The organism is Ruegeria sp. C5 (assembly GCF_056537605.1).
In genome coordinates this window covers 1,204,246-1,231,056 of sequence record NZ_JBQFRX010000001.1, presented here as the reverse complement: position 1 = coordinate 1,231,056, position 26,811 = coordinate 1,204,246, and the positions used below count along the sequence as shown (strand labels likewise).

Here is a 26,811-nt window from a genome sequence, read left to right as displayed (position 1 = left end):
CCAGAAACGTTTCATATCGCAGACGTACGCGGTGCCCGGGTGGCAGATAGCCGCGCCAGATTTGCGTGTGAAATTGAAGATTAAGGGTGGCGTACAGACGGCAGATGCTGTTTACACCAACGCGCCGACCCAGCCGCAGATTGCGCAGGCATCTGGCCTTTGCATCGCACGCGGAAACCAAAATACCCACGGTGTGAGGACCAATGGCTGACTTCTTTAACACCCCAGGCGGAATAGCTATCATCATTCTGGCGCAAGTGCTTGCTGTTATTGCGTTCGTGATGATCTCGCTGTTGTTCCTCGTTTACGGCGACCGCAAGATCTGGGCCGCCGTCCAGATGCGTCGCGGCCCCAATGTTGTCGGCGTATACGGCCTGCTGCAATCGGTGGCGGACGCACTGAAATATGTGGTGAAAGAGGTCGTCATTCCCGCAGGTGCCGACCGTACGGTGTTTATCCTCGCACCATTGACCAGTTTTGTCCTTGCGATGATCGCCTGGGCGGTGATCCCGTTCAACGATGGCTGGGTCCTGTCGGACATCAACGTCGCCATCCTCTATGTCTTCGCAGTCTCATCGCTTGAGGTTTATGGCGTGATTATGGGTGGTTGGGCGTCGAATTCAAAGTATCCATTCCTTGGGTCGCTGCGCTCTGCCGCGCAGATGATATCATACGAGGTATCCATCGGTCTGATCATCATCGGCATCATCATCTCGACCGGTTCGATGAACTTTGGTGATATCGTCCGCGCACAGGATGGCTCGTTCGGGTTCTTCAGCTGGTACTGGCTGCCGCATTTCCCGATGGTGTTCCTGTTTTTCATCTCGGCATTGGCTGAAACCAACCGGCCACCCTTCGATCTGCCCGAGGCGGAATCGGAACTGGTTGCAGGCTATCAGGTCGAATACTCGGCCACGCCTTTCCTGCTTTTCATGGCTGGTGAATACATCGCCATCTTCCTGATGTGTGCTCTGACCACACTGCTGTTCTTTGGCGGTTGGCTGTCCCCGATCCCAGGCCTGCCTGACGGCGTATTGTGGATGGTTGCCAAGATGGCGTTCTTCTTCTTCATCTTCGCGATGGTCAAGGCGATCACACCCCGCTACCGCTATGATCAGTTGATGCGCCTGGGTTGGAAAGTGTTCTTGCCGTTCAGCCTCGTCTGGGTCGTCTTCGTGGCCTTCGCGGCGAAATTCGACTGGTTCTGGGGCGCGTTTGCCCGTTGGAGCGTAGGAGGCTGATATGACTCAAATCGACTACACCCGCGCCGCCAAGTATTTCCTGCTGCAGGACTTCTGGGTCGGAATGAAATTGGGCTTGAAATACTTCTTCGCCCCAAAAGCGACCGTGAACTACCCGCATGAAAAGGGGCCCTTGTCCCCGCGGTTCCGGGGTGAACATGCCCTGCGCCGTTATCCGAACGGTGAGGAACGCTGCATCGCCTGCAAACTGTGCGAAGCGATCTGTCCTGCACAAGCCATCACCATCGATGCCGAGCCGCGCGAAGACGGAAGCCGCCGCACCACGCGCTATGACATCGACATGACTAAATGCATCTATTGCGGTTTCTGCCAGGAGGCATGTCCGGTTGATGCCATCGTCGAGGGCCCGAATTTCGAATTCGCCACCGAAACCCGGGAAGAGTTGTTCTACGACAAGCAGAAACTGCTGGATAATGGCGAACGCTGGGAAGCCGAAATCGCTCGCAATCTGGAAATGGACGCGCCGTACAGATGAGTGACAGTCCAACAAATCCGTTCGAGCTGATGATGAAGCAAGCTCAGGACATGGCCAAGGCGATGAACCCGGCGATGGAAAATTTCTCGCCCAAAGGGTTCGAGGCGCTGTGGCCGACCATGCCGAAAGAGGTCATGGAGATGATGTTCGGCAATACCGTCAACAAGGACGGGCTGGACGCCAAAACGCGCCTTCTGCTGACGCTGGCCGGGCTGACCTGTCAGGGCGCTCAGGCGGACTCGGCGGTGCGTCAGACCGTGCGCCACGCGCTTGAGGCTGGCGCCAAAAAACAAGAGATCGTGGAAACGATCGGTCAGATGTCGGTCTTTGCCGGCATCCCGGCCATGACCCGTGCGCTCGATCTGGCGCAAGAGGTCATGGGTGATAACGAGGATGAGGATCAATGACCGTCTTTGCCTTCTATCTGTTTGCCATCAGCGCCATCACCGGCGGGCTGTTCACGGTGATCAGCCGCCAGCCGGTGCATTCGGTGCTGTGGCTGATCCTGTCCTTTCTGTCCTCTGCGGGCCTGTTCGTGCTGCTGGGGGCCGAGTTCGTGGCGATGCTGCTGATTATCGTTTATGTCGGCGCGGTTGCGGTTCTGTTCCTCTTCGTGGTGATGATGCTGGATGTGGACTTTGCCGAGCTGAAGGCCGAGATGGCGCGCTACATGCCGCTGGCGCTGTTGATCGGATTGGTGATCCTGATGCAGTTCGTCATGGCCATCGGAGCATGGGACAGCGCGCAGGGTGCCGCCGCCAATCTGGCGCAGCCGGTACCGAGCGACCGCCACAACACTGAGGCGCTCGGCGTCATTCTATACGATCAATACTTCCTTCTGTTCCAACTGGCGGGCCTGATCCTGCTGGTGGCCATGATCGGTGCCATTGTGCTGACACTGCGCCACCGTCAGGACATCAAGCGTCAGGACATCATCGGCCAGATGATGCGCGACCCGGCCAAAGCGATGGAGTTGAAGGACGTGAAACCGGGGCAGGGACTTTGAGACGATGATCGGACTTGAACACTATCTTACGGTCGCGGCGACGCTATTCGTCATCGGCATCTTCGGTCTCTTCCTGAACCGCAAGAACGTCATCATCCTGCTGATGAGCATCGAGTTGATGCTGCTGGCGGTGAATATCAACCTCGTGGCGTTCTCTAGTTTCCTCGGCGATCTGGTCGGGCAGGTCTTTACGCTGTTCGTGTTGACAGTTGCGGCGGCTGAGGCGGCGATTGGCCTTGCCATTCTGGTCTGCTTCTTCCGCAACCGTGGCACCATCGCGGTTGAAGACGTCAATATGATGAAGGGGTAAGAGAATATGGAAACCACCATCCTCTTTGCCCCGCTCGTGGGTGCGTTGATCTGCGGTTTTGGCTGGCGCTTCATTGGTGAGAAAGCCGCCATGTGGACCGCAACGGGCCTGCTGTTTCTGGCCTGCCTGCTCAGCTGGATCGTCTTCCTTTCATTTGATGGCCACACCCAGCAGATCGAGATCATGCGCTGGATCGAAAGTGGTTCGCTGTCGACAAGCTGGGCCATTCGTCTGGACCGTCTGACGGCGATCATGCTGATCGTGGTGACGACCGTTTCGGCGCTGGTTCACTTGTATTCATTCGGCTACATGGATCACGACCCGCAATGGCGTGAAGGCGAAAGCTATAAGCCGCGTTTCTTTGCCTATCTGTCGTTCTTCACCTTCGCCATGCTGATGCTGGTGACGGCGGACAATCTGGTTCAGATGTTCTTTGGCTGGGAAGGCGTGGGTGTCGCCTCGTACCTGCTGATCGGGTTCTATTATCGCAAGCCCAGCGCCAATGCAGCGGCGATGAAAGCGTTCATCGTGAACCGAGTGGGCGATTTCGGCTTTGCGCTGGGGATCTTCGCGCTGTTCTTCCTGACCGACAGCATCAATTTCTCAGACATATTCGCGTCGGCCCCGGCATTGGCGGAGGAAAAACTGAGCTTCCTCTGGGGTGAGTGGACTGCGATCGAGGTGATCTGTGTTCTGCTGTTCATCGGCGCGATGGGTAAATCGGCGCAGTTGATACTACACACCTGGCTGCCGGATGCGATGGAAGGTCCGACCCCTGTGTCCGCGCTGATCCACGCTGCGACCATGGTTACCGCAGGTGTGTTCCTGGTCTGCCGTATGTCGCCGCTGATGGAGTTCGCACCGGGGGCCACCGGGTTCATAGCCTTCCTTGGCGCTTCGACTGCGTTTTTCGCAGCAACCGTGGGCTTGGTGCAGACCGATATCAAGCGGGTCATTGCGTATTCGACCTGTTCGCAATTGGGTTACATGTTTGTCGCCGCCGGCGTTGGCATGTACTCAGCCGCGATGTTCCATCTGCTGACGCACGCGTTCTTCAAGGCGCTACTGTTCCTTGGTGCCGGTTCAGTGATCCATGCGATGCATCATGAGCAGGAGATGACCGAGTACGGCGGTCTGCGGAAGAAAATCCCCTATACGTTCTGGGCGATGATGATCGGCACGCTGGCCATTACCGGTGTGGGCATCCCGCTGACCACGTTTGGCTTCGCCGGGTTCCTGTCGAAGGATGCCATAATCGAAAGCGCCTTTGTAGGTGGCACAGGTTATGCCTTCTGGATGTTGGTAATCGCAGCGGTGTTCACCTCATTCTACAGCTGGCGTCTGATATTCCTGACCTTCTATGGCGAGCCGCGTGGCGACAAGCATACGCATGAGCACGCGCATGAAAGTCCGATGGTCATGCTGGTCCCGTTGGGGGTACTGTCTCTGGGCGCGGTGTTCTCGGGGATGCTGTGGTACAACCAGTTCTTCGGCTACACCGATAAAGTGGCCAAGTTCTACGGTATTCCGCTGGCGGAAGAGACCGGCGGTCATGGCGAAGTTGCCGCAGACGCATCTCATGGTGAGGCCAAGGCAGATGACGACCAATTCGACGCGAAGGCTGATAAAGGCGAGGGTGACTACAAGGCGGACAAAAAGCATGCCAGCTTTGGCGGTGAGCCGGGCGAAGGCGCGCTGTATATGGCACCTGACAACAATGTCCTGAACGATGCGCATGAGGCTCCGAAATGGGTCAAAGTATCGCCTTTTGTTGCCATGCTGCTGGGTTTTGTCGTCGCCTATTGGTTCTACATCGTGAACACGTCGTTGCCCGCACGTCTGGCGGCGAACCAGCGGCCGCTGTACCTGTTTCTCAAGAACAAGTGGTACTTTGACGAGATCTACGACGCGATCTTTGTCAAACCTACCGTTGCGCTGGGTCGGTTCCTGTGGAAACGCGGTGACGGCAACACGATTGATGGCTTCCTGAACGGGGTTTCGATGGGCGTGGTGCCCTTCTTCACCCGCCTCGCAGGCAAAGCTCAGACGGGTTACATCTTTACTTACGCCTTCTGGATGGTTTTGGGCATCGCCGCTCTTGTCACCTGGATGTCGATCGGCGGAGGCGCAAACTAATGGACAATATCCTATCTATTGTCACCTTCATCCCCGCCATCGCAGCAGGCATTCTGGCCCTGTTTCTGCATGGCGAGGACGTAGCCGCGCAGCGCAACGCCAAATGGGTTGCGCTGGTGGCCACAACCGTGACCTTTCTGGTCTCAATCGGCATCTATACCGGCTTTGATCCGTCCAACACCGGCTTCCAGATGGTGGAAGAGGGCGAGTGGCTGCTGGGCTTGAAGTACAAGATGGGTGTCGATGGTATCAGCGTTCTTTTCGTGCTGCTGACCACCTTCATCATGCCGCTGACCATTCTGGCCAGCTGGCAGGTCACGGACCGGGTCAAGGAATACATGATCGCATTCCTGCTGCTGGAAACGCTGATGCTGGGCGTGTTCATGGCGCTGGATCTCGTGCTGTTTTACCTGTTCTTCGAGGCGGGCCTGATCCCGATGTTCCTGATCATCGGTATCTGGGGTGGCAAGGACCGCATCTATGCCAGCTTCAAGTTTTTCCTATACACCTTCCTCGGCTCGGTGCTGATGCTGGTGGCGATGGTTGCGATGTATGCGGATGCGGGCACCACGGATATCGAAGCGCTGATGAGCCATCAGTTCTCGTCCGAAGGGTTCAGCGTACTGGGCATCTATATCGTCGGCGGCATGCAGACGCTGATGTTCCTGGCCTTCTTCGCGTCGTTCGCGGTGAAGATGCCGATGTGGCCGGTGCATACCTGGTTGCCGGATGCGCACGTTCAGGCGCCGACGGCAGGTTCGGTCGTGCTGGCGGCGATCCTGTTGAAGATGGGCGGCTATGGCTTCCTGCGCTTCAGCCTGCCGATGTTCCCGGTGGGGTCTGCGGTGATGACCGATGTGGTGCTGTGGATGTCGGCGATTGCTGTTGTCTACACCTCTCTGGTCGCGCTGGTGCAGGAGGATATGAAGAAGCTGATCGCCTATTCCTCGGTCGCGCATATGGGCTTTGTGACCATGGGTATCTTTGCAGCGAACCAGCAGGGCATTGATGGCGCGATCTTCCAGATGCTCAGTCATGGGTTCATATCCGCAGCGCTCTTCCTGTGTGTTGGCGTGATCTATGACCGGATGCACACCCGCGATATCGAGGCGTATGGCGGTTTGGTCATCCGGATGCCGGCTTACGCTCTGGTCTTCATGCTGTTCACCATGGCCAATGTCGGCTTGCCTGGTACATCGGGCTTCATCGGGGAATTCCTGACCCTGATGGGCGCTTTCCAGGTCAACACCTGGGTGACGGCTGTGGCTGCAACCGGTGTGATCTTCTCAGCGGGCTATGCGCTGTGGCTCTATCGCCGGGTAGTTTTTGGAGATCTGATCAAGGAAAGCCTCAAGGCCATCACAGACATGAGTTCGCGCGAGCGGCTGATCTTCGCGCCGCTGATCGTGATGACCATTCTGCTTGGGGTTTATCCCTCGCTGGTGACCGATGTGATCGGGCAATCCACCGCAGCGCTAATCTCGAACTATGACACGGCTCTGGCCGCGGCTGAAGCCGCAACCCAGACAGCCGCTTCGCATTAAGGGGGCTTTGGAGACATGATCCAGGCTGATCTGACAATCATCCTGCCGGAAATTGTTCTGGCAATTTATGCGATGGCGGCGCTGATCGGGGCTGTCTACACCACCAAGGATGCTCTGGCTCCCATGCTGGTCTGGGCCACTTCAGGTCTGATGGCAGTGTTGGCAATCTGGATTGCGATGAATGGCGAAGGTACCAACGTGGCCTTCAACGGCATGTTTGTGGATGACGGCTTTGCTCGATTTGCAAAGGTTGCGATTCTGCTGTCTGCCGCTGCGGTATTGCTGATGAGCCAGGAATATATGGCGCGCCGCGATCTGTTGCGCTTTGAATATCCTCTGCTGGTCGCACTTGCGGCTGTAGGCATGATGATGATGGTTAGCGCAGGCGATCTGATGTCGCTTTATATGGGGCTTGAGCTGCAGTCGCTGTCGCTTTACGTCGTGGCCGCCTTGCGGCGCGACAGTGCCAAATCCACCGAAGCCGGTTTGAAATACTTCGTGCTGGGCGCGTTGAGTTCTGGCTTGCTGCTCTATGGTGCGTCGCTGGTTTACGGCTTCACTGGCACCACGCTGTTCTCGGGCATCATCCAAACGGTGCATCATGGAGATGTCTCGATTGGCCTCCTGTTTGGCCTGGTGTTCATGATCTCGGGTCTGGCCTTCAAGGTCTCGGCCGTGCCGTTCCACATGTGGACGCCGGATGTGTATGAAGGGTCACCGACCCCGATTACCGCGTTCTTCGCCACCGCTCCGAAAGTGGCTGCGATGGCCTTGTTCGCGCGCTTGATGCATGACGCATTCGGAGGCGTGATCAAGGATTGGCAGCAAGTGATCGTGCTGCTTTCGGTCCTGTCGATGTTGCTGGGCGCGGTTGCGGCCATCGGGCAGCGTGACATCAAGCGGCTGATGGCGTTTTCGTCGATTGCCCATATGGGATACGCTCTGATCGGACTGGCCGCCGGGACCGAGATGGGCATCAAGGCAATGCTGATGTATCTGGCCATCTATGTGACGATGAATATCGGAACCTTCGCATTCATCCTGATGATGGAGCGTGATGGCAAACCGGTCACTGATATTGATGCGCTACGTCAGTTCTCGAAGCGCGATCCGGGCAAAGCTCTGGCGGTCCTGATCCTGATGTTCAGTCTGGCGGGCGTGCCACCGATGCTGGGCTTCTTCGCCAAGTTCGGCGTCTGGCAAGCGGGTATCGATGCCGACCTGTTCGGGCTGGTGATCGTCTCGGCCATCGCCTCGGTCATCGGTGCGTTCTACTATCTGCGGATCGTGTTCTACATGTATTTCGGGGCGGAGAATGAAGACCCGATCGAGATCCGCTCGACCCCGGTTTTGTGGGCAGCGCTGATGGGCTCTGCGGCTCTGATGTTGATTGGCGTATTTTATCAGTTCGGTGTGGAAGGGGCAGCTTCAGCTGCTGCGACGACGCTTGTCAACTGATACTGCCGCGTTTCGATCAACCGAGGCTCGGTCGCGCGACCGGGCCTTTTTGACATGAGCGAATGGCCGCAGGGATATGGCCTGCATATACTGAAAGAAGTCGACAGTACTCTGAATGAGGCGGTGCGGCTTGCGCCAACAGCGACCGGTCCGGTCTGGATCATGGCCCATCATCAGACCGCCGCGCGTGGTCGGCGCGGGCGAGCCTGGGCCAACCCCAAAGGTAATCTGGCAGCGACTTTGCTGATGCGCCCGCCGGGTGATCCGGAACAGGCGGCCCTTCGAAGTTTTGTCGCAGCGCTCGCCCTGTATGATGCCTGTGTGGCGGTAACGGGGCGCGCAGTAGGTTTGGCACTGAAATGGCCCAATGACGTGCTGCTCAACGGCGGAAAACTAGCGGGTATCCTGCTAGAAAGCACGGGGCAGGGCCGGGGGGTGTCACATCTGGCGATAGGGGTTGGGGTGAACCTGTCCGAGGCACCGGGCACTGATCGCGTCGAAGCCGGAGCGGTGCGACCTGTTTCTCTGCTCTCGGAAACCGGCGCGCTCACCACCCCCGAGGATTTTCTGACCGAACTGGCGGTAGCTTATGCGCATTATGAGACCCAGTTCATGACCTACGGGTTCGAACCGATCCGCACCGCCTGGCTATCCCGAGCAGCGCGGTTGGGCGAAGTCATAACCGCTCGTACAGCCACGTCCGAAACGGTTGGAACCTTCGAAACGGTAGACGTGGGTGGCAGCCTTGTCCTAAACACCGCCAAGGGCCGGGTCAGCATTCCGGCTGCGGATGTGTACTTCTGAAAGGGGCGCGGGATGCTTCTGGCGATTGATTGCGGCAATACCAACACCGTTTTCTCGATCTGGGATGGCGAAAAGTTTCTGTGCACCCTGCGCACCTCAACTCATCATGCCCGCACAGCGGACGCATATTTCACTTGGTATTCAACCTTGGTGAAACACTACGGTATCGAAGCTGATATCTCGGATGTGATCATCGCCTCAACCGTGCCACGCGTGGTGTTCAACCTGCGGGTCTTTGCTGATCGCTTTTTTGGATGCCGGCCGATTGTTGTTGGCAAGCCAGATTGCCTGCTGCCGGTCAATCCGCGCGTGGACGAAGGCACCGTGCCCGGTCCGGACCGGTTGGCCAACGCGGCGGCGGCGTTCGACCGCCATGGCGGCAATGTGGTTGTGGTTGACTTTGGGACGGCTACGAATTTCGACGTAGTCGCAGCCGACGGCGCCTATGTCGGTGGTATCATCGCCCCTGGCGTGAACCTGAGCCTTGAGGCACTGCATCAGGGTGCCGCGGCGTTGCCGCATATCGACATCACGAGGCCCGAAAAAGTGATTGGAACAAACACGGTTGGCTGTATCCAGTCCGGCGTGTATTGGGGATATTCCGGCCTGATCGAAGGGCTGATCTCGCGCGTGAAAGCTGAATACGGAATGGCGATGAAAGTCGTCGGTACCGGTGGCCTGGCGCCTCTGTTTGACCAGGCTGACGTGGGTTTTGACGCTATCGAGGATGATCTGACGATGCACGGGTTGACCGTGATACATCGCTATAACAAGGAAAATGGCTCAACATGAGCAGTGAACGACTGATCTATCTGCCGCTGGGCGGTGCAGGCGAAATCGGCATGAATGCCTATGTCTATGGTTACGGTAAGCCGGGGCAAGAGCGGTTGATCCTTGTGGATCTTGGCGTTGCCTTCCCGGACATGGACACCTCGCCCGGCGTGGATCTGATCTTTGCAGACATCACCTGGTTGAAAGAGCGCGCCGATCAGCTGGAAGCAGTTTTTGTCACTCACGCGCACGAAGATCATGTCGGGGCGGTGGCCCACTGTTATGAGGCTTTAGGCGCGCCGGTCTACGCGCGCGCTTTTACCGCCAATATCGCGCGTCGCAAGATGGAAGAACGCGGCCACCCGACCGAGGCGGTGCAAACTGCGTCTCCATGGCCCGAACAGATCAAGGCTGGCCCGTTTACCGTTGGTTTCCTGCCGGTTTCGCATTCCATCCCTGAAAGTGCAGGGCTCGTTATCGACTCGCCTGCCGGACGCGTGGTGCATACGGGGGATTTCAAGCTCGATTCCAACCCGGTCGTGGGCGAACCATTCGATCCCGATCTGTGGGCCGAGGTGGCAAAGCCCGGCGTCAAAGCGTTGATCTGTGACAGTACTAATGTGTTCTCAAGCCATCCCGGGCGTTCGGAATCCGAAGTCGGCCCCGAGATCACCCGTCTGGTTCAAGAGGCCAGCGGCATGGTCATCGCAACCACGTTTGCCTCGAACGTGGCACGCGTGAAAACGCTGGCAGAGGCGGGACAGAAAGCCGGCCGTTCGGTCGTTCTGCTGGGTCGTGCGATGCGGCGTATGATCGAGGCGGCGACCGAGACCGGCATCCTGACCGATTTTCCAAAGGTTATCAGCGCCGAAGAGGCCGTCGACGTGCCGCGCGCGAACCTGATGTTGATTGTGACTGGCAGCCAAGGCGAACGCCGCGCAGCCAGCGCCCAACTGGCGCGCGGTAAGTATCGCGGACTAGAAGCGAAAGAGGGCGATCTGTTTCTGTTCTCGTCCAAGACTATTCCCGGCAATGAACGTGGCGTGATCCGCATCATGAACCAGCTCAGTGAGAAGGGCGTGGATGTGGTCGATGACAGCTCTGGTCTGTATCACGTCTCGGGTCACGCCAACCGGCCTGATCTTGAGAAGGTTCACGCTCTGATCGATCCGCAGATGGTCATCCCGATGCATGGCGAACACCGCCACTTGCGTGAGCATGCCAAACTGGCCGAAGCGGGCGGACGTACTGGGATTCTCGCTGTTAACGGCACTATGCTGGATCTGACTGGGAATGCGCCCAAAGTGGCGGATTATATCGAGACTGGCCGGACCTATCTGGATGGTACAGTCAAAATCGGCGCCTTGGACGGCGTGGTGCGCGACCGGATTCGCATGGCGCTGAACGGCCATATCACCATCACGGTGATATTGGACGAAGAAGACGAACCGCTGGGTGAGCCGTGGTGCGATACGATGGGCCTGCCCGAAATGGGATCATCCCGCGCGGGGCTGATTGAGGTGCTGGAAGAGGACCTGAACCAGTTCCTGATGCGTGCGGGCGCAAAGACGCTGCGTGATGACGACAAACTGGAAGAAGGGTTGCGCCGGATCGCACGTCAGACCGCGCAGGCCGAGATCGGCAAGAAACCCGAGGTAACAGTGGTTGTTAGCCGAATGCGTTAATCTGCATAGGGCATCGGATAGCCCCGAAGCTGCAGGAAAAGGCTGGCCTCTTCGTTGTTGAGAAAGAAGGGAACGGTTTCAGGCGGGTTCGGGTCCTCTGCACGGGCAGCGACTTCGGCCAGAACAACTTCGGTGATGAAGGGCAGGTCGAACTCCCGCGCTTGGCTGATCTTGACCCATTGCAAATGCGATAGCTCGTCCGAGGCATGGGTGAAGTCGTCAAGATCCCCCTGAATCGCGTCCGCATCGACCAGAAAGAACCTGGCGTCGAACCGGCGGGGTCGCCCCGGTGGTGTGACTGCGCGAAAGACAAATTGCAGTGCTTCCGCAGACGGCAGGTAGCCCATCGCCGCAAAGCTTTGCCAATCGGCCGGGATCGCGCCTTGCCAATTCCCTTGTTGTCCCAGAACAAGCCCGGTTTCTTCCCACAACTCTCGGATCGCCGCGACAGCCAGAGAGGTCTGCAAGTTTGGCGCTGATTGTTGTGACAGGCGATCGGTGCATAGATCGGGCAATGGCGTACTGAGCGGGATGCCTGCATCGGAAGCATCAACCGCGCCGCCCGGGAATACGAATTTGTTCGGCATGAACGCAGCCTTGGCACCGCGTTGGCCCATCAGGATCGACGGGTCTGTGAACCGATCACGCAATACGATTACGGTAGCAGCATCCCGGATTGCGGTTTTATCCGCCGTCATCCGGCCTTGCCAAACCCGTGCATCCGCCGCGCCCATTGATAGGCGACAACGGCCCCTTTGAGACGGGGCAGAAGGAACAGGGATAGCGCGACGCAGCCGATCGAGAATGCAATCGCCATGGTCCATGGATCGGGACGCCACTGCACGTAAGAGACATGAAGGGCGGGTGCCAGAAGGTGCCCCACCAGCAGGATCGTCAGGTAGGCCGGGCCGTCATCAGCGCGATGATGGAACAATTCCTGCCCGCATTCCGAACAGGTGTCATTCACCTTGAGATAGCTGTGCAACAGCGCACCCTCACCGCAATTCGGGCATTTGCACCGGAACCCTCGGATCAATGCGGGTTTTGTTGGGCGGTCTTCTTCGAGCGAACTGTCAATAGTTTGGTCAATCATATGTATCTCGCGCATCTTTCCTGGAGGCATATAGGCAGGATCAGACCCAACGGAAAAGGGGGGTGCGTCGCTTTGTGGCGCTGCTGCTTAGCGTATCATTTTCTATTGGCGTTTCAAATAAAGCAAAAAAAGTTGTGCCGGAAGCGACGGAAACCCGCCCAAGCCGCGTTTGAATAGGTATCAACAGCGGCAAATGGCCGCCAAATTCAGGGAACTATGTAATGAAAACCAAAAGCTTCATTTCGGCAATCGTCGTAGCTGCAGTTACTGTGACCGGCACTTCCGCTTTGGCCAAGGGCCCGCGTGCGACATTTCAGGAACTGGATGCCGACGGGGACGGGCAGGTGACTCAGGCCGAGATCGAGACACATCGCAACCAGAAATTCACCGCTGCCGATACGGATGGCGACGGCCAACTGAGCGTCGAAGAAATGCAGGCCGCGGCGCAGACCAAGGCCAACGAGCGTGTTACCAAGATGTTCGAAAAGCACGACGCAAATGCGGATGGTTTCCTTAGCGAAGATGAATTGCCGAAACCGCGCCGCGCCTCCAAGATGTTCGAGCGCATCGATGCCGACGGCAACGGTTCGATCTCAGAACAGGAATACGCGGATGCAAAAGACAAAATGGGCCGGAAACACAAGCGGCATCAGAAGTCGGACACCGACAACAACTGATGCGGGATGGAGGATCTGACCTCTTATCCCGACATCGAGCATGGCGGAACACCTGCCATGCCCGAGCCCAGCGACGAAGAGTTGCTGGGCCGGTTTTCTGATGGCGATGCTACGGCGGCCCGCCTGCTGACCGGGCGGTTGGGGCCGCGAAGTTATTCCGTGGCTTTGCGAATGCTGGGAAACCCAGCAGAAGCAGAGGACGTGACGCAAGAAGCGATGATGCGCCTTTGGAAGATGGCACCTGACTGGGTGCCGGGGCAGGCGCAGTTATCGACCTGGCTCTATCGCGTAACACTGAATCTATGTGTGGACTTGCGCCGGAAAAAGCGGCCTCAAGCGTTGGACAATGTGGCCGAACCCGAAGATGAGACTGCCAGTGTGGTCGACCAGATGCAGGAGAGTGCCCGCAAGGACGCGTTGCAGGCTGCATTGGAGCATTTGCCGGACCGGCAGCGGCAGGCTGTGGTTCTGCGGCACATCGAAGAATTGTCCAATCCCGAAATCGCGGGGATCATGGATATTTCGGTCGAGGCGGTTGAAAGCCTGACCGCGCGTGGCAAACGATCTCTGACCGCGATACTGGCGGGGCGTCGGGATGAACTGGGGTACGAACATGGCTGATCAAGATAACGAACTCGACCATCTGTTTGCACGGGCGCGTGCAGCGCGGGATACGTTTCCTGACGATCTTGCTGTTCGCATCGAAACGGATGCTGAAGCCATACGTCTGGCCCGAACCGCAAGACCGCAGCGGCGGACATGGCGGCAAAAGATAGGCGTTATCGGGGGGTGGCAAGGGTTGAGCGGTCTTGTGGCCGCAAGCGCAGCTGGCGTCTGGATCGGGTTCTCCGCTCCGGCCTTCTTGCCGGACCCTGTTGATTATTTCATCTCACAAGAGACGACCTATCTGATGGCCGATCTGAATTTAGACGAAAACTATCTGGAGGACGCAGAATGAGCGATCATCCCGCACCCAAACGCAAATGGATGCCGATATTGCTGGTTGTCTCTCTTGCTTTGAATCTGCTGATTGTCGGAGTCATTTTGGGTGCGGCATTGCGCTTCAAAGGAAGCGCTCATGCCGATGCGCCTCCGGGATTTGGCCCGGCGCTGTATTATGCGCTGCCAAAGTCGGATCGAAAGGCTCTGAGAGGTGAGTTGTCGGACCTGCGCGGAAAAGGATCACATCGGCGCAAGCAGGATTTTACTGCTCTTAGTCAAGTGCTTAGGGCCGTGCCTTTCGATCCCGCAGCGGTTGCGAGTCTTTTGGCACAGCAGTCGAAGGCAACTGCTGATCTGCAGACTGCGCTTCATCAGCAATGGCTGGCCCAGATCTCGGCCATGAATGATGACCAACGTGCCGCTTACGCGGACCGGCTGGAGGACGTAGTTAAACGCGGCCCGCGCAAACACAAAAAACGGGACTGACTAGTCACGCTGCGCTTTGCCGAATCTGTACCTGGTTGCGGCCTGCTTTTTTGGCGGCATAAAGTGCTTTGTCCGCCGAGCTGATCAATCGACCAACCGGGTCTGTTTCGCCTGGATGAGAAAGTTCGGGCGGGGTACATAATTTCACCCCCACGCTGATCGTTACGGGTACTGGGGCTGGACGATCCGGCAGCTGAAAAGGTGTTTCGCAAATTGTTTCACAGATCTGCTTCGCTTGCTTCAGCGCTTGGTCGGTTGAGGCATTCGGTAGCCCGATCATGAACTCTTCGCCGCCGATACGCGCGACAAAACCGGTTTTTCCTATCACGACTCGCAGCCTTTTCGCGGTTTCGGTCAGAACCAAATCCCCCGCGGCGTGACCGTAACGGTCATTGATTGCCTTGAAGTGGTCCAGATCGGCCAGCATCACGGCGAATCCGTGTTCCGTTTCTGGGGCCTGATGCGCGATCTGGTCCAGCGCGCGCATCGCATAGCGGCGATTGAACAGTCCGGTCAGCGGATCGATCAGGGATTCGGCCAAATCCCTGCGCAATGTCGCTCGCAATCTGTCGTCTCGGGTCTTGCGGGCGATCAGAGTTTCAAGCCGCAAGCATATCTCATCTGTCTGAAACCCGCCCATGCAGACCGCGTCAGCACCTCGGTCCAGCGCCTCGGCCGCAAGTGCGGGATTATCATCCGGCAACACACCGATCAGCACCGTATTTCGTGTCGCGCCGCGCGACCGAAGATCTGCCAGAAGGTTCCGCCCCGAGCTATTCGGTGCAAGCTCAACAACAATCGCGTCCGGGATCGTTCCGGACAGGATGCCTTTGAGATCAGGCAGAGTATGGCCGGTCACACGATGCCGGGTTTGATGGGTCAGAGCATTACTCCACAACGCGCTGGTTCGAACTGTTTGCGTCAGGATCGCGATCTCTGCCGTCGATGGCGGGGCGATCAGCACCTGTGGCGCCTCGCCAAAGCCAATGGTTTGGACCGAACCTTCGATGTTTAATTCCTGCCGTTCGGCGCGCGTACGTAACAAGCTGCGCACGCGGGCCAATAGAAGAGTATCTTTGAACGGATAGCCAAGCACATCGTCCAGCCCGTCCGACAGTGCTTTCAACCGCGCTGCTTTGTCGTTTTGCGGTGCAATCGCCACAATCGGCACATCGATCAGGGCAGGATCTGCCGTCATCACTTTCTTAACATCCACAGCGGTTCCGTCGGGCAGAGTTTGCGCTGTAAGAACCAGATCAGGCCGTGTCCGCCGCAGCAATGCACCAAGCCCGGCCAGTTTCTCACCCTGCACGACATGGTACCAGGCGGCCGTCAACTGAACCTTGAGCATTATACGATTGGTCGAAACACCGTCGAGGACGAGTATGGTGCCTTGTACAGACATAGCCATTCACCGTTTGATTGCATGCGTTGCTAAAGTGTTTATGAGTCTGGTTAACAAACCCTTTCCAACACAGTGTCCGAGGCCAGTTTATGCCGATCTCCGCCAATTCCGCTGAAACTCTGGCCCTGAATGTGCTGGGCTGGCTGGTGGGAAATGATGAGTTGCTGCCCGTTTTCCTGGGGGCGACAGGTGCCTCGGAACAAGATTTGCGCGACCGTGCGGGTGAGGCTGAATTTCTTGGGTCTGTGTTGGACTTTCTGCTGCTTGACGATTCATGGGTGATCGCTTTTTGTGACGCCAATTCCGTGCCCTACGAAGAGCCGGGTCAAGCCCGTGCCGCGTTGTCCGGAATTTCGGATATGCACTGGACCTAACCCAAAGGAAATTTGTTTCATGGCAATCGACGGCCTCGTGTTCGACAAGGACGGTACTCTTTTTGATTTTGCAGCCACTTGGGGTGCGTTCGGGCGTATCGCGATGCTGCAGCTCTCTGATGGAGATGTGCAGCGCGCGACCGAGTTGGGGAAGGCCATCGGATTTGATTTTGAACAAGAGAGCTACGACCCGAATAGCGTAGTCATCGCCGGAACGGTCGATGAAGTTGCTGCAGCCCTTACACCGCATTTGCCTGAGGTATCTTTGGGGCACCTGATCGAAACACTCAACCGGGCGTCAGCGAACGCAGAGCAGATCCAAGCCGTTCCCTTGGCACCATTCCTTGCCGAGCTGCGTCGCGCCGGGCTGAAACTGGGCGTTGCGACGAACGATGCTGAAATGCCGGCCCTGCAGCACCTGCAGTCCGTTGGTGTGCGAGACCATTTTGATTTTGTAGCCGGATATGACAGCGGACATGGTTACAAGCCAGGTCCGGGGCAGCTATTGGCCTTTGCTCAGCATGTCGAGGTCGCGCCATCTCGTGTTGCGATGGTTGGTGACAGTCTTCACGATCTAGAGGCGGGACGCGCCGCAGGGATGGTCACCATCGGGGTTCTGACCGGCATGGCGACGGCCAAAACACTCGAACCGCTGGCGGATGTCGTCTTGCCCAACATCGGGCACATTCCCGGCTGGTTGTCGAAAACCGAATAACCTCGGTTCCAAATCGCCGGGTTGGATAATAAAACCGACAACTCTTGTCGCAGACAGAACGGCGATGCTGAGTCTTCGGGGCTTTCATAGGAGTGAAAGCGCGGAGGATGGTGATGGCTGAGAGCAAGACACGCAAACGTCGCGGTGGTGGACGCGCGGGCGCAGCCGCGAGGCGCGGCGCGGCGGTGATCGAGCAGATGCCCTGGAACCCGCCCACAAACATCGACAAGCCAATCGAGCCGTTGGGACCCGAGGGAATCGAAGCGGTTCACGAAGGTGCCATGCGGATTCTCGAAGAGATCGGCATCGAGTTCTACAATCAAGAAGCCATCGGGATCCTGCGCAAGGCGGGCTGTACAATTTCCGGCGACAACGTCCGTATGGACCGGGATTTCGTGATGGAAATGGTGAGCAAGGCGCCCAACAAATTTACCATCACGCCGCGCAACCCGGAGCATCAGATCGAGATTGGTGGCAAGACCATTCTGTTCGGCAATGTTTCATCCCCACCAAATTATTGGGACATGGAAATCGGAAAAAAAGTGCCCGGCACCCGGCGGATGTGTCAGGACCTGCTGAAGCTGACGCAATACTTCAACTGTATCCACTTTGCAGGTGGATATCCGGTTGAGCCGGTCGATATCCACGCCAGCATACGGCACCTTGATGTGCTTTATGACAAGCTGACCCTGACTGATAAGGCAATGCATGCCTATTCGCTGGGGAAAGAGCGCGTCGAAGACGTGATGGAGATGGTGCGTATCGCGGGTGGCCTGAGCCACGAGGAATTCGAGGCCACGCCCCGGATGTACACTAACATCAACTCGACCTCACCGTTGAAACACGACCATCCAATGATCGATGGCTGCCTACGGCTGGCGCGGCGTGGGCAGGCAATTGTCGTGACGCCTTTCACTCTGGCCGGGGCGATGGCCCCTGTGACGATGGCTGGCGCAGTGGCACAATCGCTTGCCGAAGCGCTGTGCGCGATTGCGTTGTTTCAGTACGTTCGCCCGGGTATTCCATGCGTGATCGGGACCTTTACTTCGAATGTCGATATGAAATCTGGTGCGCCTGCATTCGGGACACCGGAATACATGCGCTCGACCCAGATGACTGGGCAGATGGCACGGTATTATGGCTTGCCTATGCGGTCCTCGGGCGTTTGCGCGGCAAATGTGCCCGATGGGCAGTCGGTTTGGGAAACCTCGAATTCCCTTTGGGCGGCGGTGCAGTCAGGCACCAACATGGTATATCATGCGGCAGGCTGGCTTGAAGGAGGCCTTATCGCAAGCCCCGAGAAATTCATCATGGATTGCGAAATCCTGCAGCAGATTCAGCGGTATATGCAGCCGGAACTGACAGCAACGGGCCCGGATGACATCGCCCTTGAAGCGATCCGGTCTGTTGGGAACGACGGGCATTTCTTTGGCATCCAACATACGCAAGATCGTTATACCACCGCATTTTATCAGCCGTTCCTGAGTGACTGGAAAAACTTCGAAGCCTGGGAAGCAGCTGGTGGTATCTGGACTGCGGAACGTGCCCATCGGATGTTTAAGGAGATCGTGAACAATTTCGATGCCCCGAAGATGGATGAGGCGATCCGCGAGGAGCTGGCCGAGTTTGTTGAGCGCCGCAAGGCCGAAGGCGGTGCGCCGACCGATTTCTGATCGCTGCCCAATCAGCCCTTCAGTTTGGGATTGGATCGGATTCTCATAGTCCCGTATCGGATTTTGGGTGTTTGTTAAGCTTTCTGCGATCACTTGAGAGTGTCTTTCAATCTGAGGCGACTCATGCACGGGCTGATCAACAGGGCGATCCAATCCTTTGTCTGCACCACCTACGGGCGTCAATGCTGGTTGCGCGCGACTCATACGGCCGGGCTGGGATTTGACGAGTTCGAGGCGATGTTGATCTATGACACGGAGATATCGACCCGAGTGCTCGACGCTTTGTGCGCTGACTTGAACCGCCCAAAATCCGAATTTCTTGAGGATTTGGGCACTTATCTGGTCTCACACTCGAACATGGAAGATCTACGCAGGTTATTGCGTTTTGGCGGGGTCACCTATTTGGAGTTTCTGCATTCGCTTGATGATCTGTCGGATCGCGTCCGCCTTGCTGTGTCCGATCTGAGATTGCCGGATTTGGAATTGCAGGAACACTCGCCCGGGGAATATCACCTGCATTGCACTCCTGATTTGCCGGGGTATTCCAGCGTCATGACCGGTGTACTGCGAGCCATGGCGGATGACTATGGGGCGTTGGTGATCCTGTCCAATGAAGGGTGCCAAAACGGGGCTGAGTTGATTTCAATCACATTGATCGAAAGCGCGTTTGCCGAAGGGCGTCACTTTGATCTTGGGGCACGTAAATCATGATCAAGACCGCAGATCTTGGACAGTTGCTGGACACCTTATGTCCGATGTTCGTCCTTGTAGATGACATGGGGCGGATCGGGCAGGTTGGACCAACTCTGCAGAAGCTACGTCCGGATCGGCCTATGGTCGGCCGAAGCTTTCTGGATGTCTTTGAACTGGTGCGCCCTCGCTCAATCACGACAGTAGCTGCGCTGATGATGGTGCCGGACCGAAAGCTACACCTCAGGTTTCAAGACCGGCCGCAGACTGCGTTCAAAGGTCTGATCGCGCCGTTTCCTGGCGGTAGCGGGGCGGTCATCAACCTGTCGTTTGGAATTTCGATACTGGATGCGGTACGCGACTATTCTCTGACCAGCACCGATTTCCCGGGCACTGATCTGGCCATAGAATTGTTGTATCTGGTCGAGGCAAATTCTGCCGCGATGGAAGCGTCACGCTCGCTGAACTTGCGTCTGCAAGGTGCGATGCTGGCGGCAGAAGAACAAGCCTACACGGATACGTTGACCGGGCTGAAAAATCGACGTGCGATGGATCATATTCTAGGGCATTTGATTTCGGCGAAATCGAGTTTTGCAATGATGCATCTGGATCTGGATTTCTTCAAATCGGTCAATGATCGATTGGGGCATGCTGCAGGGGACTATGTTCTGCAGCAAGCAGCAAAGATCATGCTGGACGTCACACGCAGCGACGACACGGTTGCCCGAGTCGGGGGTGATGAGTTTGTCTTGATTTTTAAGGGCATGAACGATCGTACAAAGCTTGATGGTATTGCAGGGCGCCTGATTTCACGCCTGCGCAAGCCGATGCAGTTCGATGGGGCAACCTGCCGTATATCGGCAAGTATTGGTACAGCACTCTCGACACAATTCGAAGTGCCCAAGGCCGAGGATATTCTTCATGCCGCCGATCTGGCTTTATACGCCGCGAAACGAAGCGGGCGATCCTGCCACCGTTTCTATTGCGAGCTATCGGATGCGCAGCAATCCGGTTGACTGCAGGTGGCCCCCCATTGCTTCGCTACTGTGTATCCAACACCGCCGCGATGTGTCGTTTGACCTGAGGAAGCTCTGAAATCACGGGCATTACGTGTCCGTGAAAGCTGGCGCGGGCAAGTTCCTCGGGCACATCTTCCAAAACATGGCCTCCGCTGCAGGCAAAAAACGGCAGGCACAGCGCCTTGCCACCGCACCCGGTGGCGGCGTCCGCAATTGATGGGGTTTGCTCAACGAACCCGGTGCGAATGCTATTGAACGCGGTAAGCCGACCCAGATTCTCGGCGAAACCCTTTGCGACAATGGCCGGATTGGCGCTGCGGCCCGAGCCATGTGCAGCGATCACAAGATCTGTGTCCGCCGCGCTCCAAACCCTGTTCGTCAGTTCCTGATGTATGGCCGCTGTAATCAGGGCTGGCAGTTCGGGATCGATACCCATGGGGTCCAGAATCGTGACAGAACGCTGGCCAATCCGCTTTGGCAGAGCGCTGGTGACAAACCAGCCGCGCGCCATGAATAAGGGGTAGATAACTGTGTCGCTGGTCAATCCATCAAGGCAATTTTCCAACGACTGCGGGGCTGCCAATGTGGCCGACGATACCGAAACCCGTTGACATAACTCATCTACCTCTCGCGCAAAGGCTGCTAGCGCAGCTTCTGCAGGTGCAGGGTCCGAGGGTTGGCCATGGGCGACGATAACGGCGTGTGTCATGCAGGGCTCCGGATAGGTTCTGCGATAGATGTATTGCTGGCAGGCAGAGTCAATGTTGTGTCGGCACTTTCGTCATCCCAAGAGGGTCAGCCACAACCAGACCGTCAATATTGACACGGTCGTTCCGATCAGAACCGACGACGCGGCCACACGTTTGGCATGTCCGTACATGTTTGCGAAGATGTAGCTATTGATCCCCGGCGCCATCGCTGCGGTAAGAACGCCCGAGCGGAACAGGTCTTGCGGCAGCGCCAGAGATGACCCGAAGAACCAAACCAGGCTCGGGTGCAGCATCAATGAGATACAGCAGACGAAAATAATGGTACGCAGATCGCCCTCGGGTCGGTACTTAACCAGCACGCCCCCCAGCGCGAACAGGGCACCGGGCAAGGCCGCGCGGGTGATCAGGTTCAAGGCTTCGTCTACAACTCCGGGTATGGCCAGTCCAGTGAGGTTTACGACAAACCCCAACGAGATCCCAAGAATGAGTGCATTCTTGAACATGGCCGACAGCACGGATTTCAACATCAGCACTCCGCCGTTGCCGCGGTTTCGAAGCACCTCCATCACCGTGATGCCGAGGCAATAGCAAAAGGGTGAGTGGAACGCGATGATTGTGAAGTTGCCAACTAAATTTTCGACCCCATAGGCGCGCTCGGTAATAGGCAACCCCAAGAGGACCGAGTTTGAAAACAGACAGCAAAATCCAATAGCAACCGAATCCTCCCACGCTCGTCCGAAGATCAGGCGCGCACCGATCATACCAGCGACAAAACACAGGCCAGCTGCTGAATAGAAACTGACCAAAAGCCGAGGATCGAAGCTGGTGCCGAGATCGAGATTGGCAATGGCGAGAAACAGTAGGCAGGGAATGGCAAAGTTCTGCGTGAAACTCATTAACCCATCGATATGGGTTTCGCGAAAATAGCCGAACCTCGTCGCCGTGTATCCGGCACCGATGACCAGAAACACCGGCAGGATGACATCAATCAGGCTTTGTAACATGGCGGCGCCATACGGGGTATCGTAAGCGCGTGCAGCAGCATGCCTTACAGGGCGTGCCGGATCACCATGCCATCATAGGCAGGCGTGATATGATCCGGTGTTTCCGCATCGACCGTCGCATAATCCAGATCGATATGCATGTTGGTCAAAACGGCGCGTTTTGGTTTCAATTGGTCGATCCACTCCAGCGTCTTTTCCAGATGGGCATGTGTCGGATGCGGAGAGCGGCGCAGGGCGTCAATAATCAGGCAATCCAGATTCGCCAGTTCAGTCATGCTCTCATCATAAAGCTCTGCTACATCAGGCAGATAGACGATGTTTCCCATTCTGAAGCCAAGCGCATCAATCGATCCGTGGTTCACGCGAAATGGCCGAAGTGGGATCGTGCCACCAGGGCCGGAAATTTCGAACGGCCCATTGATTGTTTTGAGGTCGAGTATGGGCGGATAGGGCGATCCCTCGGGCTGAACGAAGGCATAGCCAAACCGGCTGAGCAGATCGTTCTGCGTGTCACCATCGGCCCAGACGGGGACGCGGGTTTTCATATTGAAAACGATCATCCGCAGATCGTCGATCCCATTCATGTGGTCGGCGTGGGAATGCGTGTAGACGACACCGTCCAATCGCCCCGTCCCGGTGTCCAGCAATTGGCTACGCATATCAGGTGAGGTGTCGATCAGAACCGAAGTAGTCCCGTCCGGCCCGTCCCGTTCGACCAGTAACGAGCATCGCCGACGCTGGTTTTTCGGGTTTTCCGGATCACAATCGCCCCAATGTCCCCCGAGACGGGGGACGCCACCGGATGACCCGCAGCCCAGAATTGTCAGGCGCAGCTCGCTCATGCAGCCGCCTTGTATGTGGCGGCTTTAGTGAAGAGCCGATCAAAATTGGCCTGCGTTTTTGCGGCGAAATCTGCGTAATCCAATCCGAAGACCTCAGCCCCTTTACGGGCGGTGTGTGCGGTATAGGCGGGCTCATTCCGTTTACCGCGATATGGTGGGGGGGCAAGATAGGGCGCATCGGTTTCGACCAGAATTCGGTCAACAGGTGCCGAAGCGAAGATATCGCGCAGTTCCTGGCTTCTTGGGAAGGCCGCGATGCCGGACATGGACAGGTAAAAGCCCAGATCAAGCGCGGCCCGGGCCAGTTCAGCCGATGAAGAGAAACAATGCATGACGCAGGAATAGGGCGCATTGCGATGCTCTTCGGCCAGAATGCGGGCCATGTCGTCATCAGCCGCGCGCGCGTGGATGATCAATGGCAGGCCAGTGCGCTGGGCGGCCTCGATATGGATGCGCAGTGATTGTTTCTGCACATCCGCCGACTCGGCCGTGTAGTGATAATCAAGCCCGCTTTCCCCAATGCCCACGAACTTGGGATGCTTAGCCAATGCGACCAGCTCATCGACCGTGGCCATCGGCTCATCAGCGGCGCTCATCGGGTGGGTGCCTGCAGCGTAGAAGACTGGGGCGTGAGCCTCGGCGATGGCGCGCACAGCGGGTTCGTTGCGCAGCCGGGTGCAGATGGTCACCATGCGGGTCACGCCAGCCTCGGCAGCGCGGGCGACGATATCATCCAACTGACCGTCGAAATCAGGGAAATCCAGATGGCAGTGGCTGTCGGTAATTTCGGGGGTGAGGCTCATCAGCTGTGACCGGCGGTTTCCTGTATCTTGAACACCGTATCTAGGACAAGCGAGGCAGGGTCAAGGTTCACCGCCTGCCCATGCCGCGCGCGCGTCGTGATGAGCGCGGCGACCTCCGCCCATTGGCGGGCCTTGTGCTGCGAGTTAGAGAGGCGCGACAGAGTTTCAGCCTCATTCGGGGCGGCCTCTGGTATGGGGGTGGCACCTTTTGCACCTGTCAGCGCCAAACGCGAGAGCGCAACGTCGATCAGTGAAAGCAGCAGATCAAACCGTTCGGCAGCCCCCCGCTGAGCTGCCGCTTCTGCCAGTTTCAGGGCGCGCTGGCGGTCGAGCCGGGGAAGGGAGCCCAGAATTGCAATCAGCTCGGCATAAAGCTCTAGCCCGCCGAGATTGATCAAGCGGACGGCATCACCCACTGAACCGGCGGCGAGGGCTGCCAAATGCTCGGCCCGACTAGGGATTTTTGTGCCGGTCTGCGCTAGCGCGGCCTGCATGTCATCTGCGCCAAGGGGTGAAAGCCGCAGCGTGCGGCAACGCGAACGGATGGTCGGCAGCAGGCGCGAAGGTTGGTGTGAAACCAGCAGCAGCGTCGTGCGCGCTGGGGGTTCTTCGAGCATTTTCAGCAGCGCATTGGCGGCGCTGACATTCATTTCATCCGCTGAATCGACGATAACAACCCGGCGACCACCATCGGCAGAGGACAGGCCGAAGAACTTGCCCAGTTTGCGGATGTCATCGACAACAATTTCGTTGCGCAGCCGTCCCTGATCGTTGACGGACCGGGTGATTGCGGCAAGGCCGGGCTCGGCCCCCGCCTGGATACGGTGTGCGACGGGGTGGTCCGGGTCGATGTCCAACGTCTCAGGCGCAGGAGGGGCACCAAACAACCCGCCTTCATCTGCCGGAGGTGTGGCCAACAAAAACTGTGCAATGCGCCAGGCAAGGGTAGCCTTGCCCACGCCGCGCGGCCCCGTTAGCAACCAGCCGTGGTGCAGCCGGTCCGAGTTATACGCGGTTAAAAACGCCTCTTGGGCCGCATCCTGTCCGAACAGCTTGAGAGTTTCGCGCGGATGCGGGGCACCAGGGGCCTGATCCGGTGTTTGGATATCGTCGCTCATGTCAGCTCAATTGCAGTGACGCCATGACAATATCTGTCACATCCCGCGCAACGCTGTCCATGTCCCGATTGCCGTCGACCACGTGGAAACGGTCAGAGAATTCTTGGGCCAGACCCAGAAAACCTGCCCGCATCTGTTGTTGAAGATCCAAACCGAAATCTTCGAACCGTTCTTCGGTGCCCTGACGACCTTTGGCGCGCAACAGGCCTGTTTCCGGGTCCATATCGATCAGCAATGTCATATCTGGCTCTCGCCGGATCATCAAGCTGTGCAACTGATCTACCAAACCCCGCAGATCGCCGCGCGACAGACCTTGATACATCCGGGTACTGTCGGCAAAGCGATCGCAGATCACAACCTTGCCCTCTGCCAACGCGGGTTCAATCGTGCGCTCAAGATGATCGCGCCGGGCAGCGGTGAACAGCAGGATCTCGGTCTCGGCCGACCAGCGGTCCGGATCACCCTGCAGCACAAGGCTGCGAATTTCTTCTGCCCCGTCCGATCCGCCGGGCTCGCGCGTCAGAACGACGTCGCGGCCTTGATGCCGCAAGTGCTCGGCCAGCAGGCGCGCCTGCGTGGACTTGCCTGATCCGTCAATGCCTTCGAAGGTCAGAAACGTTCCGCGCGCTGTCACATTTGCTCCAGCGGAGTGTTGATCACTTCTTTCAGAACGATGCCACCCACGGTCAACATACGCACGACAAACCCGCCCAAGGGAACATCCTTTTCCGCAACCAGCGGGCGGCGGATTTCGGGCAATCCCTCGGGTTGGATCACAAGCTCGGCCAATTGCTGGCCTTTGCTGACCGGTGCGTTGATAGGGCCGTCATAGACAACCTCGGCCTTGATGTCCTTGTCGCCCAAAACGGGGAACAGCAAGGTCAGATCACCCTCGGGCACCAATCCCACAGTCTTTTCCGCCCCCATCCAAAGCTTGGCCTGGGCTACTGGTTCTTCTGATTTGGCAACTGTCCTCTCGACAAAATTTCGAAACGACCAGTTAACCACGGCCTCAGCCTCCTCTGCGCGCTTGGCGGTGCTGTCGAGCCCTGAAAGAACAAAGACAACCCGTCGGTCGCCTTGTTTGGCAGAACCGACCAAACCATATCCTGCCTCTTGAGTATGGCCCGTCTTGAGGCCATCGGCCCCGATATCCAGCTTCAGCAGCGGATTGCGGTTCCGCGCGTTCGAGGGCGCGCGACCATCGAATTCGAACTCTTCTTCGGCAAACAGGGGATAGTACTCGGGGAAATCGGTGATCAGCCGGTCGGCCAGAACCGCCAGATCGTGCACTGACATCATGTGCCCAGCTGCAGGCCAGCCGTTGGAATTGGCGAAGTTCGAGTTGTTCATGCCCATCTGCTGCGCACGCTGGGTCATGAAGCGGGCAAACCCGGCCTCGCTTCCGTCGGGGCTGAGCGCTTCGGCGATCACGACACAGGCGTCATTGCCCGAAAGCACGATGATCCCGCGCAGAAGATCTTCGACCCGGACACGATCCTGCGTGTTCAGGAACATGGTCGAGCCGCCATAGCTCATCGCATGCTCCGAGACGGGCAAAGTTTCGTCCAGCGTCAGGCGGCCATCGCGTAGGGCTTCAAACGCGACATAAAGCGTCATGAGCTTCGACATGGACGCCGGGGGCAGAGGCTGATCGGCGTCTTTCGACAATAGTACAGTGCCGGTTTTCTGGTCCATTACATAAGCCGCGCGCGCGGTGGTATCGAAGGAATGGGCGGGCAGCGCCAACAGCGCCAGCCCGAGAGCCAGAGTGGTGGATCGCAAAGCGGAAAGCATCATGGGCCTCCT

Annotated in this window: 30 protein-coding genes; 20 read left to right on the top strand and 10 right to left on the bottom strand. The window is 57.6% G+C overall.

Annotation, left to right across the window (positions count from 1 at the left end; all coding sequences use genetic code 11):
* Nucleotides 1-203 precede the first annotated feature (203 nt).
* Genes nuoH through ACR0AW_RS06205 form a run of 11 tightly spaced genes read left to right on the top strand, consistent with a single transcriptional unit; the run spans nt 204 to nt 11,451 of the window.
* Nucleotides 204-1,241: an NADH-quinone oxidoreductase subunit NuoH gene (nuoH, locus tag ACR0AW_RS06255; protein ID WP_170733153.1), complete on the top strand. Its 1,038-nt coding sequence runs from the start codon at nt 204-206 to the stop codon at nt 1,239-1,241.
* Between the two features lies 1 nt (nt 1,242).
* The gene (gene nuoI / locus ACR0AW_RS06250; protein ID WP_170397042.1) at nt 1,243-1,737 is read left to right on the top strand and encodes an NADH-quinone oxidoreductase subunit NuoI; all 495 of its coding nucleotides are present in this window, start codon (nt 1,243-1,245) and stop codon (nt 1,735-1,737) included.
* On the top strand, nt 1,734-2,144 hold the full coding sequence (locus tag ACR0AW_RS06245; RefSeq protein WP_010442761.1) for a carboxymuconolactone decarboxylase family protein: 411 nt from the start codon (nt 1,734-1,736) through the stop codon (nt 2,142-2,144). Before nuoI ends, ACR0AW_RS06245 begins: the two co-directional genes overlap by 4 nt.
* Nucleotides 2,141-2,743, top strand: a complete 603-nt coding sequence (locus ACR0AW_RS06240; RefSeq protein WP_170397038.1) for an NADH-quinone oxidoreductase subunit J — start codon at nt 2,141-2,143, stop codon at nt 2,741-2,743. Before ACR0AW_RS06245 ends, ACR0AW_RS06240 begins: the two co-directional genes overlap by 4 nt.
* 4 nt (nt 2,744-2,747) lie before the next feature.
* The gene (gene nuoK / locus ACR0AW_RS06235; protein ID WP_005984024.1) at nt 2,748-3,053 is read left to right on the top strand and encodes an NADH-quinone oxidoreductase subunit NuoK; all 306 of its coding nucleotides are present in this window, start codon (nt 2,748-2,750) and stop codon (nt 3,051-3,053) included.
* Between the two features lie 6 nt (nt 3,054-3,059).
* Entirely contained in the window at nt 3,060-5,189 is a 2,130-nt protein-coding gene (nuoL, locus tag ACR0AW_RS06230; RefSeq protein ID WP_170397036.1) for an NADH-quinone oxidoreductase subunit L, read from the top strand.
* A complete protein-coding gene (locus ACR0AW_RS06225) occupies nt 5,189-6,733 on the top strand; it encodes an NADH-quinone oxidoreductase subunit M (protein WP_170403976.1) in 1,545 nt (514 codons plus the stop codon). Before nuoL ends, ACR0AW_RS06225 begins: the two co-directional genes overlap by 1 nt.
* 15 nt (nt 6,734-6,748) lie before the next feature.
* Nucleotides 6,749-8,191, top strand: coding sequence for an NADH-quinone oxidoreductase subunit NuoN (nuoN, locus tag ACR0AW_RS06220; RefSeq protein ID WP_170733152.1), 1,443 nt, complete (start codon nt 6,749-6,751; stop codon nt 8,189-8,191).
* Between the two features lie 54 nt (nt 8,192-8,245).
* Nucleotides 8,246-8,995: a biotin--[acetyl-CoA-carboxylase] ligase gene (locus ACR0AW_RS06215; RefSeq protein ID WP_170403973.1), complete on the top strand. Its 750-nt coding sequence runs from the start codon at nt 8,246-8,248 to the stop codon at nt 8,993-8,995.
* Between the two features lie 12 nt (nt 8,996-9,007).
* Nucleotides 9,008-9,787, top strand: coding sequence for a type III pantothenate kinase (locus ACR0AW_RS06210; protein ID WP_170397028.1), 780 nt, complete (start codon nt 9,008-9,010; stop codon nt 9,785-9,787).
* A complete protein-coding gene (locus tag ACR0AW_RS06205; protein WP_170733151.1) occupies nt 9,784-11,451 on the top strand; it encodes a ribonuclease J in 1,668 nt (555 codons plus the stop codon). The genes ACR0AW_RS06210 and ACR0AW_RS06205 overlap by 4 nt, the downstream gene beginning before the upstream one ends.
* Here the strand turns inward: ACR0AW_RS06205 and ACR0AW_RS06200 are convergent.
* Both ACR0AW_RS06200 and ACR0AW_RS06195 read right to left on the bottom strand, forming a co-directional pair.
* On the bottom strand, nt 11,448-12,149 hold the full coding sequence (locus ACR0AW_RS06200; protein ID WP_170397746.1) for an NUDIX hydrolase: 702 nt from the start codon (nt 12,147-12,149) through the stop codon (nt 11,448-11,450). The two genes, ACR0AW_RS06205 and ACR0AW_RS06200, sit on opposite strands and share 4 nt — an antisense overlap.
* Nucleotides 12,146-12,544, bottom strand: a complete 399-nt coding sequence (locus ACR0AW_RS06195) for a DUF983 domain-containing protein (RefSeq protein ID WP_170397024.1) — start codon at nt 12,542-12,544, stop codon at nt 12,146-12,148. The genes ACR0AW_RS06200 and ACR0AW_RS06195 overlap by 4 nt, the downstream gene beginning before the upstream one ends.
* 221 nt (nt 12,545-12,765) lie before the next feature.
* On the opposite strand from ACR0AW_RS06195, the gene ACR0AW_RS06190 reads away from it, so the two are divergent.
* From ACR0AW_RS06190 to ACR0AW_RS06175, 4 genes are read left to right on the top strand one after another with little or no spacing between them, the layout of a single operon-like run.
* Nucleotides 12,766-13,221, top strand: coding sequence for an EF-hand domain-containing protein (locus tag ACR0AW_RS06190; RefSeq protein ID WP_170403961.1), 456 nt, complete (start codon nt 12,766-12,768; stop codon nt 13,219-13,221).
* Between the two features lie 6 nt (nt 13,222-13,227).
* Nucleotides 13,228-13,842 (top strand): RNA polymerase sigma factor, encoded by a 615-nt coding sequence (locus tag ACR0AW_RS06185; protein WP_170403958.1) that lies wholly within the window; start codon nt 13,228-13,230, stop codon nt 13,840-13,842.
* The gene (locus ACR0AW_RS06180) at nt 13,835-14,179 is read left to right on the top strand and encodes a hypothetical protein (RefSeq protein ID WP_170397018.1); all 345 of its coding nucleotides are present in this window, start codon (nt 13,835-13,837) and stop codon (nt 14,177-14,179) included. The genes ACR0AW_RS06185 and ACR0AW_RS06180 overlap by 8 nt, the downstream gene beginning before the upstream one ends.
* Complete coding sequence (locus ACR0AW_RS06175; protein ID WP_170397015.1) at nt 14,176-14,649, top strand: periplasmic heavy metal sensor; 474 nt, start codon at nt 14,176-14,178, stop codon at nt 14,647-14,649. Before ACR0AW_RS06180 ends, ACR0AW_RS06175 begins: the two co-directional genes overlap by 4 nt.
* Before the next feature lie 4 nt (nt 14,650-14,653).
* On the opposite strand, the gene ACR0AW_RS06170 is transcribed toward ACR0AW_RS06175, so the two are convergent.
* Nucleotides 14,654-16,060 (bottom strand): diguanylate cyclase, encoded by a 1,407-nt coding sequence (locus tag ACR0AW_RS06170; protein WP_480438776.1) that lies wholly within the window; start codon nt 16,058-16,060, stop codon nt 14,654-14,656.
* A gap of 83 nt (nt 16,061-16,143) precedes the next feature.
* On the opposite strand from ACR0AW_RS06170, the gene ACR0AW_RS06165 reads away from it, so the two are divergent.
* From ACR0AW_RS06165 to ACR0AW_RS06145, 5 genes are all read left to right on the top strand, one after another.
* Nucleotides 16,144-16,428: a DUF3572 domain-containing protein gene (locus ACR0AW_RS06165; protein WP_170397013.1), complete on the top strand. Its 285-nt coding sequence runs from the start codon at nt 16,144-16,146 to the stop codon at nt 16,426-16,428.
* Between the two features lie 19 nt (nt 16,429-16,447).
* A complete protein-coding gene (locus ACR0AW_RS06160) occupies nt 16,448-17,143 on the top strand; it encodes an HAD family hydrolase (protein ID WP_170733150.1) in 696 nt (231 codons plus the stop codon).
* A gap of 113 nt (nt 17,144-17,256) precedes the next feature.
* Nucleotides 17,257-18,816: a trimethylamine methyltransferase family protein gene (locus ACR0AW_RS06155; RefSeq protein WP_170733149.1), complete on the top strand. Its 1,560-nt coding sequence runs from the start codon at nt 17,257-17,259 to the stop codon at nt 18,814-18,816.
* Nucleotides 18,817-18,939: 123 nt separating this feature from the next.
* Complete coding sequence (locus ACR0AW_RS06150) at nt 18,940-19,527, top strand: heme NO-binding domain-containing protein (RefSeq protein WP_170733148.1); 588 nt, start codon at nt 18,940-18,942, stop codon at nt 19,525-19,527.
* Entirely contained in the window at nt 19,524-20,522 is a 999-nt protein-coding gene (locus ACR0AW_RS06145; protein ID WP_170733147.1) for a GGDEF domain-containing protein, read from the top strand. The genes ACR0AW_RS06150 and ACR0AW_RS06145 overlap by 4 nt, the downstream gene beginning before the upstream one ends.
* Nucleotides 20,523-20,547: 25 nt before the next feature.
* Here the strand turns inward: ACR0AW_RS06145 and ACR0AW_RS06140 are convergent, their stop codons facing one another.
* The 7 genes from ACR0AW_RS06140 to ACR0AW_RS06110 all read right to left on the bottom strand — a co-directional run bounded on the left by ACR0AW_RS06140 (nt 20,548) and on the right by ACR0AW_RS06110 (nt 26,799).
* Nucleotides 20,548-21,234, bottom strand: a complete 687-nt coding sequence (locus ACR0AW_RS06140) for a CbiX/SirB N-terminal domain-containing protein (protein ID WP_170733146.1) — start codon at nt 21,232-21,234, stop codon at nt 20,548-20,550.
* Between the two features lie 72 nt (nt 21,235-21,306).
* Nucleotides 21,307-22,239, bottom strand: a complete 933-nt coding sequence (locus ACR0AW_RS06135; RefSeq protein ID WP_170733145.1) for an AEC family transporter — start codon at nt 22,237-22,239, stop codon at nt 21,307-21,309.
* Between the two features lie 44 nt (nt 22,240-22,283).
* Nucleotides 22,284-23,081 carry an MBL fold metallo-hydrolase gene (locus tag ACR0AW_RS06130; RefSeq protein ID WP_170511617.1) on the bottom strand — a complete coding sequence of 266 codons (798 nt, stop codon included), beginning with the start codon at nt 23,079-23,081 and terminating at the stop codon, nt 22,284-22,286.
* Nucleotides 23,078-23,884, bottom strand: a complete 807-nt coding sequence (locus ACR0AW_RS06125) for a TatD family hydrolase (RefSeq protein ID WP_170733144.1) — start codon at nt 23,882-23,884, stop codon at nt 23,078-23,080. The genes ACR0AW_RS06130 and ACR0AW_RS06125 overlap by 4 nt, the downstream gene beginning before the upstream one ends.
* Nucleotides 23,884-25,002 carry a DNA polymerase III subunit delta' gene (locus ACR0AW_RS06120; RefSeq protein ID WP_170776339.1) on the bottom strand — a complete coding sequence of 373 codons (1,119 nt, stop codon included), beginning with the start codon at nt 25,000-25,002 and terminating at the stop codon, nt 23,884-23,886. The genes ACR0AW_RS06125 and ACR0AW_RS06120 overlap by 1 nt, the downstream gene beginning before the upstream one ends.
* A 1-nt stretch (nt 25,003) precedes the next feature.
* On the bottom strand, nt 25,004-25,636 hold the full coding sequence (gene tmk, locus ACR0AW_RS06115) for a dTMP kinase (protein WP_170403915.1): 633 nt from the start codon (nt 25,634-25,636) through the stop codon (nt 25,004-25,006).
* Nucleotides 25,633-26,799 carry a D-alanyl-D-alanine carboxypeptidase family protein gene (locus tag ACR0AW_RS06110; RefSeq protein ID WP_170733142.1) on the bottom strand — a complete coding sequence of 389 codons (1,167 nt, stop codon included), beginning with the start codon at nt 26,797-26,799 and terminating at the stop codon, nt 25,633-25,635. Before ACR0AW_RS06110 ends, tmk begins: the two co-directional genes overlap by 4 nt.
* Between the last annotated feature and the right edge of the window lie 12 nt (nt 26,800-26,811).

What these genes read in the sequence shown, in the direction of transcription:
- nuoH (WP_170733153.1), top strand. Translation starts at nt 204, where the DNA reads ATGGCTGACTTCTTTAACACCCCAGGCGGAATAGCTATCATCATTCTG.
- nuoI (WP_170397042.1), top strand. Translation starts at nt 1,243, where the DNA reads ATGACTCAAATCGACTACACCCGCGCCGCCAAGTATTTCCTGCTGCAG.
- ACR0AW_RS06245 (WP_010442761.1), top strand. Translation starts at nt 1,734, where the DNA reads ATGAGTGACAGTCCAACAAATCCGTTCGAGCTGATGATGAAGCAAGCT.
- ACR0AW_RS06240 (WP_170397038.1), top strand. Translation starts at nt 2,141, where the DNA reads ATGACCGTCTTTGCCTTCTATCTGTTTGCCATCAGCGCCATCACCGGC.
- nuoK (WP_005984024.1), top strand. Translation starts at nt 2,748, where the DNA reads ATGATCGGACTTGAACACTATCTTACGGTCGCGGCGACGCTATTCGTC.
- nuoL (WP_170397036.1), top strand. Translation starts at nt 3,060, where the DNA reads ATGGAAACCACCATCCTCTTTGCCCCGCTCGTGGGTGCGTTGATCTGC.
- ACR0AW_RS06225 (WP_170403976.1), top strand. Translation starts at nt 5,189, where the DNA reads ATGGACAATATCCTATCTATTGTCACCTTCATCCCCGCCATCGCAGCA.
- nuoN (WP_170733152.1), top strand. Translation starts at nt 6,749, where the DNA reads ATGATCCAGGCTGATCTGACAATCATCCTGCCGGAAATTGTTCTGGCA.
- ACR0AW_RS06215 (WP_170403973.1), top strand. Translation starts at nt 8,246, where the DNA reads ATGAGCGAATGGCCGCAGGGATATGGCCTGCATATACTGAAAGAAGTC.
- ACR0AW_RS06210 (WP_170397028.1), top strand. Translation starts at nt 9,008, where the DNA reads ATGCTTCTGGCGATTGATTGCGGCAATACCAACACCGTTTTCTCGATC.
- ACR0AW_RS06205 (WP_170733151.1), top strand. Translation starts at nt 9,784, where the DNA reads ATGAGCAGTGAACGACTGATCTATCTGCCGCTGGGCGGTGCAGGCGAA.
- ACR0AW_RS06200 (WP_170397746.1), bottom strand. Translation starts at nt 12,149, where the DNA reads ATGACGGCGGATAAAACCGCAATCCGGGATGCTGCTACCGTAATCGTA.
- ACR0AW_RS06195 (WP_170397024.1), bottom strand. Translation starts at nt 12,544, where the DNA reads ATGATTGACCAAACTATTGACAGTTCGCTCGAAGAAGACCGCCCAACA.
- ACR0AW_RS06190 (WP_170403961.1), top strand. Translation starts at nt 12,766, where the DNA reads ATGAAAACCAAAAGCTTCATTTCGGCAATCGTCGTAGCTGCAGTTACT.
- ACR0AW_RS06185 (WP_170403958.1), top strand. Translation starts at nt 13,228, where the DNA reads ATGGAGGATCTGACCTCTTATCCCGACATCGAGCATGGCGGAACACCT.
- ACR0AW_RS06180 (WP_170397018.1), top strand. Translation starts at nt 13,835, where the DNA reads ATGGCTGATCAAGATAACGAACTCGACCATCTGTTTGCACGGGCGCGT.
- ACR0AW_RS06175 (WP_170397015.1), top strand. Translation starts at nt 14,176, where the DNA reads ATGAGCGATCATCCCGCACCCAAACGCAAATGGATGCCGATATTGCTG.
- ACR0AW_RS06170 (WP_480438776.1), bottom strand. Translation starts at nt 16,060, where the DNA reads ATGGCTATGTCTGTACAAGGCACCATACTCGTCCTCGACGGTGTTTCG.
- ACR0AW_RS06165 (WP_170397013.1), top strand. Translation starts at nt 16,144, where the DNA reads ATGCCGATCTCCGCCAATTCCGCTGAAACTCTGGCCCTGAATGTGCTG.
- ACR0AW_RS06160 (WP_170733150.1), top strand. Translation starts at nt 16,448, where the DNA reads ATGGCAATCGACGGCCTCGTGTTCGACAAGGACGGTACTCTTTTTGAT.
- ACR0AW_RS06155 (WP_170733149.1), top strand. Translation starts at nt 17,257, where the DNA reads ATGGCTGAGAGCAAGACACGCAAACGTCGCGGTGGTGGACGCGCGGGC.
- ACR0AW_RS06150 (WP_170733148.1), top strand. Translation starts at nt 18,940, where the DNA reads ATGCACGGGCTGATCAACAGGGCGATCCAATCCTTTGTCTGCACCACC.
- ACR0AW_RS06145 (WP_170733147.1), top strand. Translation starts at nt 19,524, where the DNA reads ATGATCAAGACCGCAGATCTTGGACAGTTGCTGGACACCTTATGTCCG.
- ACR0AW_RS06140 (WP_170733146.1), bottom strand. Translation starts at nt 21,234, where the DNA reads ATGACACACGCCGTTATCGTCGCCCATGGCCAACCCTCGGACCCTGCA.
- ACR0AW_RS06135 (WP_170733145.1), bottom strand. Translation starts at nt 22,239, where the DNA reads ATGTTACAAAGCCTGATTGATGTCATCCTGCCGGTGTTTCTGGTCATC.
- ACR0AW_RS06130 (WP_170511617.1), bottom strand. Translation starts at nt 23,081, where the DNA reads ATGAGCGAGCTGCGCCTGACAATTCTGGGCTGCGGGTCATCCGGTGGC.
- ACR0AW_RS06125 (WP_170733144.1), bottom strand. Translation starts at nt 23,884, where the DNA reads ATGAGCCTCACCCCCGAAATTACCGACAGCCACTGCCATCTGGATTTC.
- ACR0AW_RS06120 (WP_170776339.1), bottom strand. Translation starts at nt 25,002, where the DNA reads ATGAGCGACGATATCCAAACACCGGATCAGGCCCCTGGTGCCCCGCAT.
- ACR0AW_RS06110 (WP_170733142.1), bottom strand. Translation starts at nt 26,799, where the DNA reads ATGCTTTCCGCTTTGCGATCCACCACTCTGGCTCTCGGGCTGGCGCTG.